Source organism: Clostridium sp. CM042 (assembly GCF_055080995.1).
Genome location: NZ_CM143646.1, coordinates 1070314 through 1084451, shown reverse-complemented (window position 1 = coordinate 1084451; position 14138 = coordinate 1070314). Strand labels below are relative to the sequence as shown.

General features: G+C 31.6%; 14 protein-coding genes and 1 rRNA gene. 8 read left to right on the top strand and 7 right to left on the bottom strand.

Annotation, left to right across the window (positions count from 1 at the left end; all coding sequences use genetic code 11):
* Positions 1–8: 8 nt before the first annotated feature.
* A 5S ribosomal RNA gene (rrf, locus tag ACWJJ7_RS05110) occupies positions 9–125 on the top strand.
* Between the two features lie 41 nt (positions 126–166).
* A complete protein-coding gene (locus ACWJJ7_RS05105; protein ID WP_462964231.1) occupies positions 167–412 on the top strand; it encodes a hypothetical protein in 246 nt (81 codons plus the stop codon).
* Between the two features lie 21 nt (positions 413–433).
* Here the strand turns inward: ACWJJ7_RS05105 and ACWJJ7_RS05100 are convergent, their stop codons facing one another.
* Positions 434–1597: an iron-containing alcohol dehydrogenase gene (locus ACWJJ7_RS05100; RefSeq protein ID WP_462964230.1), complete on the bottom strand. Its 1164-nt coding sequence runs from the start codon at positions 1595–1597 to the stop codon at positions 434–436.
* 49 nt (positions 1598–1646) lie between these two features.
* Positions 1647–2204 (bottom strand): TetR/AcrR family transcriptional regulator, encoded by a 558-nt coding sequence (locus ACWJJ7_RS05095; protein ID WP_462964229.1) that lies wholly within the window; start codon positions 2202–2204, stop codon positions 1647–1649.
* 277 nt (positions 2205–2481) lie between these two features.
* On the opposite strand from ACWJJ7_RS05095, the gene ACWJJ7_RS05090 reads away from it, so the two are divergent.
* The 5 genes from ACWJJ7_RS05090 to ACWJJ7_RS05070 all read left to right on the top strand — a co-directional run bounded on the left by ACWJJ7_RS05090 (position 2482) and on the right by ACWJJ7_RS05070 (position 6222).
* The gene (locus ACWJJ7_RS05090) at positions 2482–3189 is read left to right on the top strand and encodes an LbetaH domain-containing protein (RefSeq protein WP_462964228.1); all 708 of its coding nucleotides are present in this window, start codon (positions 2482–2484) and stop codon (positions 3187–3189) included.
* Between the two features lie 220 nt (positions 3190–3409).
* On the top strand, positions 3410–3772 hold the full coding sequence (locus tag ACWJJ7_RS05085; RefSeq protein WP_216304564.1) for a GntR family transcriptional regulator: 363 nt from the start codon (positions 3410–3412) through the stop codon (positions 3770–3772).
* A 1-nt stretch (position 3773) separates the two neighbouring features.
* Positions 3774–4649, top strand: a complete 876-nt coding sequence (locus ACWJJ7_RS05080; RefSeq protein WP_462964227.1) for an ATP-binding cassette domain-containing protein — start codon at positions 3774–3776, stop codon at positions 4647–4649.
* Positions 4649–5392, top strand: a complete 744-nt coding sequence (locus ACWJJ7_RS05075; RefSeq protein ID WP_462964226.1) for a hypothetical protein — start codon at positions 4649–4651, stop codon at positions 5390–5392. Before ACWJJ7_RS05080 ends, ACWJJ7_RS05075 begins: the two co-directional genes overlap by 1 nt.
* A 188-nt stretch (positions 5393–5580) precedes the next feature.
* Entirely contained in the window at positions 5581–6222 is a 642-nt protein-coding gene (locus ACWJJ7_RS05070) for a cyclase family protein (protein WP_462964225.1), read from the top strand.
* 200 nt (positions 6223–6422) lie between these two features.
* Here ACWJJ7_RS05070 and ACWJJ7_RS05065 read toward each other — a convergent pair whose 3' ends face one another.
* The 5 genes from ACWJJ7_RS05065 to ACWJJ7_RS05045 form a co-directional block, all read right to left on the bottom strand.
* Complete coding sequence (locus tag ACWJJ7_RS05065) at positions 6423–7481, bottom strand: HD-GYP domain-containing protein (RefSeq protein ID WP_462964224.1); 1059 nt, start codon at positions 7479–7481, stop codon at positions 6423–6425.
* Between the two features lie 666 nt (positions 7482–8147).
* A complete protein-coding gene (gene pgtP, locus ACWJJ7_RS05060) occupies positions 8148–9500 on the bottom strand; it encodes a phosphoglycerate transporter protein PgtP (protein WP_462964223.1) in 1353 nt (450 codons plus the stop codon).
* 39 nt (positions 9501–9539) lie between these two features.
* Positions 9540–9908: a DUF1667 domain-containing protein gene (locus ACWJJ7_RS05055; RefSeq protein WP_462964222.1), complete on the bottom strand. Its 369-nt coding sequence runs from the start codon at positions 9906–9908 to the stop codon at positions 9540–9542.
* Positions 9909–9914: 6 nt separating this feature from the next.
* Positions 9915–11174 (bottom strand): NAD(P)/FAD-dependent oxidoreductase, encoded by a 1260-nt coding sequence (locus ACWJJ7_RS05050; protein WP_462964144.1) that lies wholly within the window; start codon positions 11172–11174, stop codon positions 9915–9917.
* Positions 11175–11189: 15 nt separating this feature from the next.
* Complete coding sequence (locus tag ACWJJ7_RS05045) at positions 11190–12629, bottom strand: FAD-dependent oxidoreductase (protein WP_462964143.1); 1440 nt, start codon at positions 12627–12629, stop codon at positions 11190–11192.
* Between the two features lie 393 nt (positions 12630–13022).
* Here ACWJJ7_RS05045 and glpQ point away from each other — a divergent pair, with 393 nt between their 5' ends.
* Entirely contained in the window at positions 13023–14117 is a 1095-nt protein-coding gene (gene glpQ, locus ACWJJ7_RS05040) for a glycerophosphodiester phosphodiesterase (protein WP_462964221.1), read from the top strand.
* The last annotated feature ends 21 nt before the right edge of the window (positions 14118–14138 follow it).

Sequence of the window (14138 nt, the reverse complement as noted above, 5' to 3'; positions counted from 1 at the left end):
CTTATAAATCTGGTGATTATGGCATGAAGGTAACACCCGTTCCCATACCGAACACGAAGGTTAAGCTTCAATGCGCCGATGGTACTGCAGGGGTGACCTTGTGGAAGAGTAGGTTGTCGCCAGGTAAGAAAAAAACACTAAGTTATAACTTAGTGTTTTTTATTTGTTGATTTTTTCTTTAGAACCACCAGTATGTTTATATACAGAATTCACAAGAAAAGATATTACTTTAGCAAGTGGTGTCTCTACAAAAGCATTTGATTCAATTAATTCCTTTGTTCGAGCATTTGCTGTATTTAAAACTTGTTTGTCTATGCAACACGCTATAATTACTGGTGCCCTTGTTACAAAAGGTAATGGAGTACATTCAGCGAGCTTAGTTCTAGCTTCTAGATTTTATTGTTTCAATTAACTCCATTTATAACACTCCTTATTATAGAGAGGATTTAAATATATTTAGTACATCTTGTGCACCAAGTGGATTGAAATTTCCAAGAGTCCCTCGTACGGTAGCTTGTTTTGCCATTTCTTCTAATTTTTCTTCCCCAATTCCTATTTCGCTTAATGAGGAGGGTATTCCTAGTTTTAAGAAATATTCTCTTGTTATTTTAATAGCATTATGCGCTATTTCGTATTTGTTACCAGCAGGGTCAAGTCCCCAAACGTTAACTCCGTATTCAACAAATTTGTTTATTGTATTAGCATTTAACGCATATTCCATCCAATGTGGTGTTAAAATTGCAAGGCCAACTCCATGAGTAATATCATAAAATGCACTTAACTCATGCTCCATTGCATGAACACTCCACTCTGTTACTTTTCCATAACTTAAAAGACCATTTATGGCAAGGCTTGAAGTCCACATTAAATTTGATCTAGCTTCATAATTCGTAGGATCTGCCATAGCTTTTTCACCATAATTTATGCAAGTTTTAAGAAGCGCTTCTGCCATTCTATTTTGCATATAAGCTTCATTTGTATTACTAAAGTATACCTCAAAAATATGACTCATTATATCAGCTGTACCAGCTGCTGTTTGATTTTTAGGAACTGAAAATGTATTAGTAGGGTCTAGTATTGAAAATCTTGGGGCCATACCTGCATTAGAAGTTGCTAATTTTTCACTTGTTTCTATATTCGTAATTACTGCGCCTGCATCCATTTCTGAACCAGTGGCTGCTAATGTTAATATAGTTGCAATTGGGAGAACATTATTAATTTTACTTGAATCAAGTACGATATCCCATGCATCACCTTTATAGTAATAACCTGCCCCAATAACTTTAGAACAGTCAATTACACTTCCTCCGCCTACAGCAAGTATTATGTCTACTTTATTCTTGCGGCAGAGTTCAATTCCTTTTCTTACGCTTGATATTCTTGGGTTAGGCTCTACACCTGATAATTCACAGAAGTTTATTTCATTTTTGTTGAAAATATCTGTTATCTTATCATATAATCCACTTTTCCTTATGCTACCACCACCGTAAACAAGCAGAACATTAGAACCATAATTTTTTATATTGTCTGCAAGTACATCTATTTTATCTTTTCCAAAAAATATTTTTGTCTGTATTGAATAATTAAAATTTAACATTGTGTGTTCTCCTTTATTTTTAAATTGGTATCATTGAATTTTAAATTAACTATTGTTTTATTCCATTCCAAAAGCCTTCGAAAACTTCATTTATAATCTTTTCATTTACAGTAAGCATTTTTGAATTGTAGATTCTATATAATTGAGTTACAGTCCCAAGCATTAATATTGTAACAGCTTCGTATGAAATTTCTATTATTATACTAGAATTAACAGCTCTATTATAAAGATCCCTTAAGTGAGAGTATTTCTCTAAATTACTTTTAACTACATCTTGATCTATATATGGAGAGGCAGCATACTGATCCATGAATTTTGCTTCTAATGTATTATGGATATGATAGTCAACCATGTTTCTCCATTTTAAATAATATTCATCACGTACACTAATACCATCGTATATTCCTTTTAGAATAGCATTATTAAAGTCTGTTTTTACATAAGTATATAATTCATTAATAATATCTTCTTTATTTTTAAAACATCTGTATATTGTTCCAGCTGCAACGCTTGACTCTTTAGCTATCATTGATATGGGTGCACCATGAAAACCATTTTCAGTTATAAGCTTTAGAGTGCTTTGTAAAATTAAAGTTCTTTTATCCATTAAATTTAAATTTCCTCCTCAGGGATGAACGTTCATTCCATACTCTTAGACTATATTATAATTAATGATATGTCAATACTCTTAAATGTAAATTAACTAAACTTTCGCACAAGATTTTCAGGGTTATGGTATACATATAGAGGATAATGCAGATGAGAGTATTTATTAAAGTAGGGTAACAGTGAATAGTAATAATATTGGACATTATTAAATACTTTTATCATAATTATTCTAAAGCATACGTATATTATAGTATCAAACATTTAGGAGAAATATTATGAGTAAATATAAAATTGTTAGATATAATCCTGTAGGGCCAACTAATGTATATTCATATTTTGTTAGTAGTAATCCACCTACGTCTTTTAATCCTATTAGTATATATCCTAGTATTGATAAAACTGCTTTCATAGGTCCTTTCTCGAGCATTATAGGCGATATAAGAATCTGCAAAGAAGTATTTATTGGATGTAATGCAACCCTTAGAGCGGATGAAGGTACACCATTTTATATTGGAGCTAAAACTAATATCCAAGATGGGGTAATATTACATGGGTTGAAAAATATGAAATTCTCTGTAAATAAAAAAGAATATTCTATTTTTATAGGAAATGAAGTTAGTATTGCTCATGGAGCTTTAGTTCATGGTCCATGTATAATTGGAAACAATACTTTTGTTGGATTTAACGCTATTGTTTTTAATTCTATTGTGGAAGATGGCTGTTACATTGATTTGGCGGCTATTGTTACAGCGGGAGTAAGAATTCCTGCTAATAGATATGTTCCTGCTGGAGCCATAATAAATACTCAAGAAAAAGCCAATGCTCTAGCAATGGTATCACAAAGTAATGAGGATTTTGCTAAAGGAGTAATTAAATCCAATATCGAACTTTCACAAGCTTATTCTCTACAATTCGGTGACACTAGATGTAGTTGTGGTATTTGCTGTAATAGTGATACTTTTAAGAATTTAGAAAATGAATAATACATAAAAGACACAATAATACGAAGCTGTATTGTTGTGTCTTTTATGTATTATTAGCAAAACAAATTATATTCGTAATTTATTAATATCCTCGGGGATCTTCTAAGTGAGCTTATTAGCTTTAACCTAAAATAAACCAATTTACTATTGACAATGGAGTTATTTGGTTATATAGTTAGTTACATAAGTAATTGACCAAGCAAGTAAAGAAGGTGATAATATGAAATTAGATTTTAATAATGAGCTACCTATATATATGCAGATTGCTAAAGCTATTGAGAACAATGTTCTTAAGGGCGTATTTGAGGAAGAAACTGCAATTCCATCTACAACAGAAATATCTGTTAAGTATAAAATAAATCCAGCTACAGTAGCAAAAGGATTTAATTTACTTGTAGATGAAGGCATTATATATAAAAAAAGGGGCGTTGGTATGTTTGTTGTAACTGGAAGTAAAGAAAAGTTAATGAAAAAAAGAAAAGAAAATTTTTATGAAAGCTATATATTAGTCTTAATAGAGGAAGCTAAAAAATTAGATATTTCAAGTACGGATATTATTAAAATGATTGATGGGGGGATTTAATATGGGCACAATAAAGGTTTTAAATGCAAGTAAAAAATATGGGGATACCTTTGCATTAGATAATATTACATTAACATTAGAAGAAAATAAAATTTATGGATTATTAGGAAGAAATGGTGCAGGTAAGACAACTCTTTTAAACGTTATAAACAAAAGAATTTTCTTGAATGAGGGGACTATTTCTATAGATAATAATAGCTCGCCCTCGGATGAAAATGGTCTAGGGAAAATTCATTTTATGGCGGAGCAAAACTTATATCCACAGGCTATGAAAGTAAAAGAGCTATTTAATTGGACTAAAGAATTTTATCCAAACTTTGATATGGAGTACGCATTAGAGCTTTGTAAAAAGTTTGAATTAAATATAAATAAAAGGATTAAGGAACTTTCAACGGGGTATTCATCAATATGTAAAATTATAAATACCATGGCATCAGGTGCTGAAATATTAATATTCGATGAGCCAGTTTTAGGATTAGATGCTAATCATAGGGAGCTGTTTTATAAAGAACTTATGGAAAGTTATATAGAAAATCCCAAGACTATTATATTATCTACTCATATTATAGAAGAAGTTGCACAACTAATAGAGCGCGTAGTTATTATTAAAGATGGGAAATTAATTAAGGACGAAAGTGTAGATGAATTATTAAAAGGGTGCTACTGCATTTCTGGATTAAATAAAAATATAGATGCTTATATTAAAGATAAAAATTGTATAAGTGTAGAGGGAATGGCAGCTTTTAAATCAGCTATTATAATAGGGGAAAATGAAGATGATGAAAAAAGGCAACAGAAAAAACTAGATTTAGAAGTTTCAAAGGTTGAACTACAAAAACTATTTATTAATTTGACTAGTGACAGGAGGATAAAATAATGAAAAGTTTTAAACTTGCCAAATACAATATTAAAAGCAGCCTAAAATCGATAATAATTTATTACACTATTTTCATAGGTGCATTAACATGTATAGAAATGACAAATAGATTTTCAAATGGAGGAAGTGGTCATACAAATGGATTAGAATTTTCATCTGTAGTATTTTTATTTGTGATAGGGTTAAACTTTTTTAAAGAAAATTTTTATTTTGCCCAAGCTAATAATATTACTAGGGTAGATTATTTTAAAGCTGCAGAAATAGCTATTTTATCAATAGGACTCGCTATGTCTATATTAGATGTCATAATAAATAGAGTGTATAATATATTTATGTTAAGTCCAACAATGTATGATATGGCCTATAACGAGTCTTATAGTGTAGGCACAGTATGGATACAAAGAAATAATATACAAACACTATTTGGGACAGTTACCTTTTTATTTGCTGGTTACATTGCAGCGTTTGCAATAGGATTATTAATAACTATGATATATTATAAGTGTAATAAAATAATGAAAATTTTAGTATTTTTAAGTCCTTTAGCTATTAAGGATATATATGGAGGAATTGTACACTATAGTCCTGAGTTGGTGGGAAAGGTAAAATATTTTATTGTTAGTCTACTGGGGAAAAACACAAGAAACTCTTATATGGCTGTAATAACATTCACATGTTTATTTATAACAACAATGTTTTTTGTTTATTTGCTTGTTAGAAAAGCTGTGGTTAAAAGAGCTTAACGACATTTTAGAAGGAAAGTCTCCTACTTCTATAAGCGGAAGTAGCATGCTACAACAAAGAAAAAACTTTAGTGGAAATCTAAATCTCCTTCTCAAGTCGTTAATGCATCTTCGTAGAAGATGAACAGCTCCGCAGGTGATGATTTAACTACATTTTAGAAGGAAAATAATATTATGGGAGACTTATTATGAAAGTTACTGATTTAACACATTTTATTTGTTCAGATATGCCAGTTTTTCCAGGAACCAAGCAACCGATTTTTGAAAAGGCAAGTACATTGGAAAAGGATGGTTTTCAAGAGGCTAAAATCACTATGTACTCACATACAGGTACACATATAGATGCACCTGCACATATGTTGAGTAATGGTCCTTATTTAAATGATTTAGATATAGAACATTTTATTGGAAATGCTACTATTCTTGATTTTTCAAATGAAAATATGAAAATAATAGATGTTGATAGCTTAAAGTTCTATGAGGAAAAGATAAAAAATGTTGAGTTCATTATAATCAAAACAGGATGGAGTAAATACTGGGGTCATAAAAAATACTTTGAAGATTTTCCTTCTTTAAGTGAAGAATCAGCCAAATGGTTGTCAAAATTTAATTTGAAGGGCATTGGTATTGATGCAATTTCAATTGATGATATAAACTCAACCACATTTGCAGTTCATAAAATATTAATGCCAAAGAACATTATAATTATTGAGAACCTAGCAAATTTAGATTCAATTAGCAGTGAGCATTTTATTTTAAGTATTATGCCACTTAAAAATAAAAATGCTGATGGTTCACCAGTCCGCGCTATTTCTATAGAAAATATATAGCAAACTTATTTCTATTACCCTAAATAACTCAGCTATTTCTATTATATTATAAAGTCCGTAGCCTCTATTAGCTCCTTTTAGTAAAAATATACTTCCCGTAAAAATATAACTTTTACGGGAAGTATATTATCATGTTTCTAACTTACATAAATAGTTCTGTTACTTTATCAAAGTAGTGAAGAATGAGCTATAATTGATTATCAGATAAGCAATTTTTCAACATACAAATCTTTCTCTTTTTTTAAGTCTAGGAATCCATTGTCATCAAGCAAAATCGGATTTGTCAAATCATTTAGATGAACTTGGATAATCTTGCAGGAACGTTTATCGTTTAGTTGTGCATTTTCACCCATGTAGTAATTTACTATATGATTTAAAAACATATTGCAATAAGTAGAATCAAGTTTTGTAATACTCTCATCTTGAATCACTTTTAGAGCATCCAAAGGACCTTTGATTTTTTTTGAATATCTGTTGGAGTTAAGTTCGTCAAATAAATCTGCAATAGTTATTATTCTAGCAAATTTGGGTATTTTTTCTTTACTAATATGTAGTGGGTACCCAGATCCATCCATTCTTTCATGGTGCATCAGTACTGCAAGGCCAACAGAAGCATCTAAATATGGAATCTGCTTAACAAAATGATACCCTATGACAGGATGTGTCTTAAAAGTATCAGATTCGTCAGAGGTTAGATTCTCTCTTTTGGTTAGTATATCCTTACTTATTTCAAGTTTACCAAAATCATGAAATATTGCCGAATAGGTCAATAAACTGAGTTCTTTTTCATCAAGGCCTAACCATTTGCCTAGTATAAAACTAATAGCTGCTACATTTACGCTGTGTCTATAAATTGAATCACTTCCACTACCATAGAATATTATATTTCTAATAACTATTCCCGTTGCTGTAAATTCCTTTTGAATTTTTTGTGAGAAAATTCTCATTTCGGTCATTTCAGGAACTTTTAAAGTAGATATATTATCAAATATATTTTCTAAATTAGAAGAAAATTCATTAAAGGTATTTTCAATGTCTTTTACAGTTTTCAGTTTAAGCGTCAAAGGCTTATTAGAACTATCATCTAAATAAACGTCCAGATTATCAATAATATAGTTGTTCTTTAGCTTGAGTATGATTGAATCTGTAATCGAAATACCTTTACCTAGCAATATTTTGCCTTCAAAGGTTACATCCATGGCAGATATCATTCCTGTTTGCAGTTCATTAATAGGTAATGTTTTTTTTTGCGATAACATACTACTTCACCTCACATACGATTTTTCTGGATAATATATTAAACCTCTTCATAATATTATTAAACATATGACATTTATGTATATATTATCGTGTTAATTTTATATTTCTAAAGTAGATTATTACAAAAAAAATAACTTTTTCATGTTTTTTCTATTTATACTGAATTTTGTATTGAAATTAGCCAAAATGGTGAAAACAAAAAAACTTTATATTATATATATTTAGTTTTGGATATTTTTATGCATAAAATAACAGTGACAGTTAATATAATTATAAAGAACACACCTACATCCTTAAGGATATTTGCTCTTCATTTAAATTCCTCCACATTATTATAAGAAAAGTTATTATCTATAGATAATAACTTTTTGTCTTTTATTAAATAAGCTTTGCTAGCATAGCCTTATGTAAAATTGCCTATTTTGACATGATTATGTTATATTATACAAGAATAGATTCACAGAATACAAAAAAGCTTGAGAACTTTTTATATAGACGATTAACTCAACATTACATAACAAAAGACTGTATTTAGTTAAACTGGTATCAGTTTAATTAAATACAATCTTAATTGCATAATATAAGAAGGCTAGCGAATCAATAGTTTTTTTCTGTAAGATTTAAATTTATTTGCTATTGCGCAAATATTTATAGCCATAATAATATTAACTTGTAACAGTAGGAATATCTTCAGATTCTGGTTTTGATCTATCATGTACGTTCCAAGTAAGGGATAGAAATACAATAGCAAGTACAGAAGAAATCATAAGAAGCGTGAATCCCCCATCCCAGTTGAATTTATCTACAACCATTCCCATTACAATTTCAGCTGAAACTTGTCCAATAAGATATCCGAATAGTCCTGTAAATCCAGCAGCAGTTCCAGCGGCTTTTTTAGGAACTAAATCTAAGGCACTTACTCCAATAAGCATAACGGGTCCATATATTAAGGCACCTATTAAAGCTAAGGTAATGTTTATCGCTAAAATACTTGAAGATTGCCAATAAATGAACACACCAGCTGTAACACCTACCATGCAAGCTACACCTACTGGTGCACGACGACCATGGAATATTTTATCGCTTATCCATCCTATGAGTATAGTGCCAGGAATAGCGGCATATTCAAATAAAGAAAATGCAACCGCTGACTCTGTAACATTAAAACCTTTTATTTCTTGTAAGTATACTGGAGCCCAATTGATAATACCATATCTTACCATGTATACAAAACCGTTTGCAAGAGCGATATACCATAGATATTTATTATTGAGTACATATTTAAATAATATTTCTTTTCCAGTCATTTCTCTTTCTCTATTTTCTACTTTTACAGCAGGGTAATCATTTTTATATTCTTCTATAGGAGGAAGTCCTACAGATTGAGGTGTATCTTTTGCAAAAACCATATACAGTGTTCCAATTACGATTGCAATAATAGCTGGTAAATAAAAAATTCCTTTCCAACTTCCGAATATCTGAACACCAAGAAGAGCAACGATAGCTATAAATCCACCACCCACATTGTGTGCAGTATTCCAAATAGACATTTTAACGCCACGTTCTTTATCTGAGAACCAGTGTGTTATGATTCTTCCACATGGTGGCCAGCCCATACCTTGAACCCATCCATTCACAAGCATCAATATAAACATTACTGTAAGACTTGAGGTAAGTGGGAAAAATAGATTTGTAACACCGGACAAAATTAAACCGATACCTAAAAAATACCTCGCATTGGATCGATCTGATACGTTACCCATAACAAATTTACTGATACCATAAGCTAGTCCTAATGCAGATGCAACGAAACCAAGTTGTGTTTTTGTAAATCCTTCTTGAATGAGGTATATCTTAGCTAGTGAGAAGTTACTTCTAACAAAGTAGTAACCCATGTAACCAATATATATACTTATAAATACTTGTAAACGATATTTTTTGTAAGCTGGATCAATTTTTTCTTTTGGTAATCGCTCAATAGGTAGAGCGGGTTTTAAAAAATTAAATAAATTTCCCATGTCTTTCATCATCCTTTCATTCTTTGTTATTAAAATACATTAGTATGTAGCTTCAATATCCTTAGTTGCTATAATATTTACTCCGGTGTCAAGTACGTTTTCTAGAATTACATCGCCTATATAAATAGGTGCTTTTACTACAATATTTTTTAACGCTCTTACGCAGTCATAAATCATATCCTTTGGAATATCTTTCTCAGTTTTCACAGGAAGTATTGAATTTTCTCCACCTGAAACTAAAACAGAGGAGGTAACAACTCTTGTTGGATTAGTGCATTCTTTCTTGCCGTAGGTTTCACCAATCTTACAGGTATTTCCTTTAACACTAATAACTTCTTTGCCCTCAAGCTCTACTATAAGAGCACAGCCTACTGGACAGCCTATGCATGTTAATTCCCTTGTACTCATAGTTAACTACTCCTTTTCTACTTTTATGGTAATCTTAGTGCAATCACTATATTTATCAAAAACTGCTTTAGTTAATTTAACACTTTCCATTTCACCTGGTGTAAGAATCTTCTTCTTTAAATGCATTTCGCGGACATCATCAAAATAAACAGATATATAAGCAGCTTTATGGACCTCGCCAACCCTAAATCTAACATCTATTATGTTACCGATATTTTCAGGATTGATAGTACTTGGTACTGTATACCTAACTCCATCTGTTGCGAAAACCTCGATACTCTTTCCGGCATGGTAAATTCCTTTTATATAATCAGAAGCATTTCTACCAGCAGTGTAGCTTTCAGTGGTTACATTATCTACTAAATCATGAACGTGAAGCACATTGCCACAGGTAAATATTCCAGAAATGCTCGTCTGCATGCTTTCATCTACCTCAGGGCCCCCAGTAACTCTAGAAAGTTTAACATTTGCTTTTCTAGAAAGTTCATTTTCGGGTAGAAGGCCAACAGATAAGAGCAATGTATCACAAGCAATATACTCATCAGTACCCTTAATCGGCTTTCTGTGGTCATCAACTTGAGCTATAGTAACGCCTTCGAGTCTATCATTCCCATGTATATTTGTTATAGTGTGGCTTAGTTTTAAAGGAATATTAAAATCATCTAAGCATTGTACAATATTTCTCTTAAGTCCACTTGAATGAGGCATTAGTTCTACACAAGCCTTTACATTTGCACCTTCGAGGGTCATTCGTCTTGCCATTATAAGTCCGATATCTCCAGAACCAAGTATTACTACTTCTTTTCCTGGCATTAGACCCTCAACATTAACATATTTTTGAGCTGTTCCAGCTGTATAAATACCTGCGCATCTTGCACCTGGTATGTTTAAAGCTCCTCTTGGTCTTTCTCTGCATCCCATTGCAAGTATAATTGCTTTTGCCTGGAGCTCCAAGATACCATCTTTTGTATTTACAGCAGTAACTTGTTTATTATTATTTACATCTAGAACCATGGTATTTAGCTTATACTCGATATCAAGTGCAATAACCTTGTCAATAAATCGTTGTGAATACTCAGGACCAGTAAGCTCTTCTTTAAAGGTGTGAAGGCCGAAACCATTATGAATACATTGATTGAGAATACCACCTAATTGATTATCTCTTTCTATAATTAAAATGCTGTTTATTCCTTGATCCTTTGCAGAAACTGCAGCTGCAAGTCCTGCTGGACCTCCACCAATTATGATTAAATCATATTCTTGCATATATATTCCTCCAATTTATAAATATTGTTTATTTTTTCCGGTGAGCAGTATAGAATTTTCGCCTGATTTTGTAATGGCGCATCGTGGTATATTAAGTTCTCTTGAAAGAATATCTACAACTTTTGTTGCACAAAAGCCCGATTGGCATCTCCCCATTCCAGCTCTTGTCCTTCTTTTAACTCCATCAAGTGTTTTTGCTCCAAGAGGTCTTCTTATAGAATCTATAATTTCACCTTCTGTTACAGTTTCACACCTACAAATAATTGTTCCATATTCAGGTATTTCATTGATTATTTCTTTTCGCTCATCGTTTGACATTTCTCTAAACTTTCTTATACCTTTTCTTATAGGGTTGAATTTCACATTTTTCTTTGGTGCTAATTTTTCTGTTACTATATCAGCTACCATTACAGCAATACTTGGAGCACTAGTTAAACCTGGAGAATCAATTGCTGCTACATTAATAAAGTTCTTAGCGTCTTCTGCTTCCTCAATTATAAAATCATTTCCCGCGCATTTTGCTCTATTCCCTGCAAAAGAAGTTATAACCATATTCATAGGAAGTGGCATTTGAATACTTAATTGAGCATTTAAAACGATATCATCGATGCCTTCGCGAGTTGTACGAAGATCAGTTTTGTTATCTTGATCTACAGCATTAGGTCCAATCAGAAGATTACCATCAACAGTAGGGGTAACTAAAACTCCTTTTCCAAGTTTAGTTGGAAGTTGAAAAATAGTTTTTGTAACTAAATCTCCGCAAGCTTTATCAAATAAGACATATTCGCCTAGCTTGGGAAGTATTTTAAATTTGTTATTGCTTACCATATTATTAATTTCATCTGAAAATAAACCGGCTGCATTTATTATTACTTTTGTTTCAATGTCGCCTTTATTAGTTTTTATAACGTAATTACTTGGTTTTTTTTCTATATTAAGGACCTCAGTTTCAAATTGAAATTCCACACCATTGGTGTATGCGTTTTCAGCCATAGCGATAGTCATTTCATATGGGCAAACAATTCCTCCTGTTGGAGCATATAATGCACCGACACAGCTCAGTGTTACATTAGGTTCCATTTCTCTAACTTGATCTCCATCAAGAATAACTAAATCAGGCACTCCATTTTTTTCACCTTGTTCTAGTAATTTTTTAAGATCATCCATGTGTTTCTTGTCAAAGCACAAAACCAATGATCCATTCCTCTTAAATGGGAAATCTAATTCCTTTGCAAGCTTTGTATACATTTCATTACCTTTTGCGTTTAATTTTCCCTTAATAGTACTTGGATTAGCATCATACCCTGCATGTACAATCGCGCTGTTTGCTTTTGTTGTACCAGAAGCAATATCACTAGATTTTTCAATTACACATGTTTTTAAATTATACTTGGATAGTTCTCTTGATACTGAGCATCCCACAATACCAGCACCAATAATAGTTACGTCAAACATCATTTTACCTCCTAAATGCAAATAAAAAGAGAACCTTGATTAATAGGTATAAAATACCCATACATCAAGGCTCTCTTTTCTCCGCCCTTAAATTATTTAATGTTATATTACCATAATAACCAAATTAATGCAAAGCAAAATAATGGATGATGTAGCGAATTCAGTTCTTCTTCACTCGTAAATATTCGCTGGGTAACTTGTTTTTACATTTATGTAAAATAAGCTATTAATTTAAAGTTAGTGATCAAATATGATAATGGTAAAAATATTTTCTGTTTTTTTTCTTGAATTCTTCGTTTGGTTTAGTTATAATCAATTTGGTAACCATTAGAAAACGTTATCATACTTATAAAAATTGAAAACTTATAACAGATTGTACAAGGAGGCTATAACATGAAAAATAAAAAAAAATTAATTGCACTAACATGTACACTTGCCCTAACGACAGGATTATTTGCAGGATGTGGACAGAAGGCTAAACAGCCGAATTCAGTAGCGAGCAATAATACAACTGTTCCAACAGAAAATAAAAGTAACAAAATAGTGATTGGACATAGAGGGGCTTCTGGATACTTACCCGAACATACTTTAGAGGCTTATGCTTTAGCTTATGGACTAGGCGCAGATTACATAGAGAGTGATGTTTGTTTATCTAAAGATGGTGTTCCAGTAATAATGCATGATAATATGTTAGATACGACTACAGATGTAGCAGAACGTTATCCAAATAGAAAACGTAGGGATGGACATTATTATGTAATCGATTTTACACTAAGAGAAATTAAAACACTTAACGTGCACGAACGTACAAAAGAAGGGTCTAAGGATCCGGTTTTCCCTGATAGATTTCCTTTAAATAGTGCTCATTTTGAAGTTCCAACATTAGAAGAAATGATACAACTTGTACAAGGGCTGAATAAAAGTACAGGTCAAGAAAAAGGAATTTACCCTGAATTAAAAGAGCCTAAATTCCATACGGATAATGGACAAGACATTGGAACTGTCGTATTAAGAGTTCTTAGAAAATATGGATATGATACTCCTGAATCAAAAATTTATTTACAATGTTTTGATCCAACTTACTTAAGAAAAGTTAGGACAGAAATGGGCGCAAAAATGAAAATGGTCCAGCTAATTGGTGAAGAAGCAGATTGTCCAGGGGCAAATTATAAAAAAATGATGTCAGATGAAGGACTAGCAAAAGTAGCTGAATATGCAAACGGTATTGGACCTTGGTACCAACAAATAATAGATGAAAATGGGAAGAACGACAAAGAACCAGTTATTAATCCTAATTTAGTAAAAGATGCACATAAACATAATCTTGTTGTTCATCCTTATACATTTAGAAAAGATGAAATCCCTAAATATGTAACTAGTGTAGAAGAGTTAATGCAGAAATTCTATTTTGAAGTTGATGTAGATGGTTTATTTACTGATTTTTCTGATCTTGCAGTAAAAGTATTAGCAAAAGGACCCAAAAAATAATTCTATGCTAAAATGAGAGCA

Bases quoted from the DNA above. Each gene is read 5' to 3' on its own strand.
- ACWJJ7_RS05100 (WP_462964230.1), bottom strand. From the start codon at position 1,597: ATGTTAAATTTTAATTATTCAATACAGACAAAAATATTTTTTGGAAAA.
- ACWJJ7_RS05095 (WP_462964229.1), bottom strand. From the start codon at position 2,204: ATGGATAAAAGAACTTTAATTTTACAAAGCACTCTAAAGCTTATAACT.
- ACWJJ7_RS05090 (WP_462964228.1), top strand. From the start codon at position 2,482: ATGAGTAAATATAAAATTGTTAGATATAATCCTGTAGGGCCAACTAAT.
- ACWJJ7_RS05085 (WP_216304564.1), top strand. From the start codon at position 3,410: ATGAAATTAGATTTTAATAATGAGCTACCTATATATATGCAGATTGCT.
- ACWJJ7_RS05080 (WP_462964227.1), top strand. From the start codon at position 3,774: ATGGGCACAATAAAGGTTTTAAATGCAAGTAAAAAATATGGGGATACC.
- ACWJJ7_RS05075 (WP_462964226.1), top strand. From the start codon at position 4,649: ATGAAAAGTTTTAAACTTGCCAAATACAATATTAAAAGCAGCCTAAAA.
- ACWJJ7_RS05070 (WP_462964225.1), top strand. From the start codon at position 5,581: ATGAAAGTTACTGATTTAACACATTTTATTTGTTCAGATATGCCAGTT.
- ACWJJ7_RS05065 (WP_462964224.1), bottom strand. From the start codon at position 7,481: ATGTTATCGCAAAAAAAAACATTACCTATTAATGAACTGCAAACAGGA.
- pgtP (WP_462964223.1), bottom strand. From the start codon at position 9,500: ATGGGAAATTTATTTAATTTTTTAAAACCCGCTCTACCTATTGAGCGA.
- ACWJJ7_RS05055 (WP_462964222.1), bottom strand. From the start codon at position 9,908: ATGAGTACAAGGGAATTAACATGCATAGGCTGTCCAGTAGGCTGTGCT.
- ACWJJ7_RS05050 (WP_462964144.1), bottom strand. From the start codon at position 11,174: ATGCAAGAATATGATTTAATCATAATTGGTGGAGGTCCAGCAGGACTT.
- ACWJJ7_RS05045 (WP_462964143.1), bottom strand. From the start codon at position 12,629: ATGTTTGACGTAACTATTATTGGTGCTGGTATTGTGGGATGCTCAGTA.
- glpQ (WP_462964221.1), top strand. From the start codon at position 13,023: ATGAAAAATAAAAAAAAATTAATTGCACTAACATGTACACTTGCCCTA.